The sequence below is a fragment of the Yersinia aldovae ATCC 35236 genome (assembly GCF_000173735.1).
GTDB lineage: Bacteria > Pseudomonadota > Gammaproteobacteria > Enterobacterales > Enterobacteriaceae > Yersinia > Yersinia aldovae.
Genome location: NZ_ACCB01000100.1, coordinates 1 through 1156 on the forward strand (window position 1 = coordinate 1; position 1156 = coordinate 1156).

Below are 1156 nucleotides of genomic sequence, written 5' to 3' on the forward strand. Positions count from 1 at the left end.
GAGAGCGTTCATAATTCTGTGTCACGTTAAAAAATCATTACAACGTAATCACTTTATCGAGGCGGCCTTCAAAATAAATCGCCAACTGGGACAATGTCAAATTCCAGCTCTGGATCGGCATTGTCCATTTTTCCTGCGCATTCATTAATCCCAGATACAGTAATTTCAACAGACTGTTTTCATTCGGGAACGCGCCTTTCGTTTTTGTTAGTTTTCTGAACTGCCGATGCACCGATTCAATGGCGTTTGTCGTGTAAATGACCTTGCGGATCGTTGCCGGATATCGGAAGTAACACGACAGATTGGCCCATTTTCTCCGCCACGACTGAAGTACCACTGGATATTGTTGGCCCCATTTTTCTTCCAGTTCGTCCAGTGCGATTTCCGCTGCCTCTTTTGATACCGCACGATAAACTGGTTTTAAATCAGCCATAAACGCCTTGTGATGCTTCGATGCGACATATTTTATCGAGTTACGGATCTGGTGGATGACGCACAACTGAACTTCTGTATCGGGGTAAATGCTGTTTATCGCTTCCGGGAACCCTGTCAGACCATCCACACAGGCAATCAGAATATCGTTCACACCACGATTTTGTAGATCGGCCAGTACCGACAGCCAGAAATTAGCGCCTTCACTTTCAGACAGATACAGGCCCAGTATCTCTTTTTTGCCCTCCAGATTCAGGGCGAGAACAGTGTAGACCGCTTTGCTCTGATAACGCCCGTCTTCGCGGATTTTATAGTGGATAGCATCCAACCAGACGAAGGGGTATACCGCTTCCAGCGGGCGTTGTTGCCACTGTTTCAGCTCAGGAATAACTTTATCGGTGACCGCGCTGATGGTGGCACTGGACACGCTGAAAGCATATAAATCCTCAATTTCCTGGCTGATATCTTTATAGCTCATGCCAAGTGCGAACATACGGATGATCTTGCGCTCGATCTCATCGGAAAGTGTGGTCTGGTGCTTCTTCACCAACTGAGGTTCAAAAGTACCATTGCGATCGCGGGGCGTGGCCAGTTCAAAGCTGCCAGTGGGTGTTTTAACGGTCTTTTTGCCTGAGCCGTTTTTACGGTTGGCTTCAACGTCCTGAACCAGATGTGAATCGAGTTCAGCAGCTAATGCAGCTTCGGTTAACTGTTTGATTAATGG

At 47.1% G+C, this 1156-nt stretch carries 1 protein-coding gene; it reads right to left on the reverse strand.

The features are described 5' to 3' along the window. Positions 1-37: 37 nt before the first annotated feature. The coding region (locus YALDO0001_RS22695; RefSeq protein WP_042840663.1) for an IS256 family transposase at positions 38-1156 on the reverse strand (1119 nt) is incomplete at its 5' end.